The organism is Thermus thalpophilus, assembly GCF_022760915.1.
In the GTDB taxonomy this organism is placed as follows: domain Bacteria; phylum Deinococcota; class Deinococci; order Deinococcales; family Thermaceae; genus Thermus; species Thermus thalpophilus.
In genome coordinates this window covers 1-277 of the sequence record NZ_JAKTNS010000157.1, presented here as the reverse complement: position 1 = coordinate 277, position 277 = coordinate 1, and the positions used below count along the sequence as shown (strand labels likewise).

Here is a 277-nt window from a genome sequence, read left to right as displayed (position 1 = left end):
GGTCTATGGCGGAGAAGTGCCGCACCTCCTCCCCAGGACCCAGCCTCACCCTCAGGGTATCCACCTGCACCAGGTACCCAGGCCCCTCAACCTCGTATCCCTTCGGCCTCCTCTGGGCGTAGGGCCGCCTAGGCTTCCGCCTCCCCTTCCCCCGCCCTCTTCGGGCCAGGTAGGAGGCTACCCCCTCCACCCGTCCCTGGCCCTCCAAGTAGGCCAGAACCCGCCCCACGGTCCGCTCGCTTACCCCAAACCCCTCCTTCCGCAACCTCACCCAGAT

At 67.9% G+C, this 277-nt stretch carries 1 pseudogene; it reads right to left on the bottom strand.

Going from position 1 to position 277, the window contains the following annotated elements:
* A pseudogene (locus L0D17_RS13425) lies at positions 1 to 277 on the bottom strand (IS481 family transposase); the annotation flags it as partial.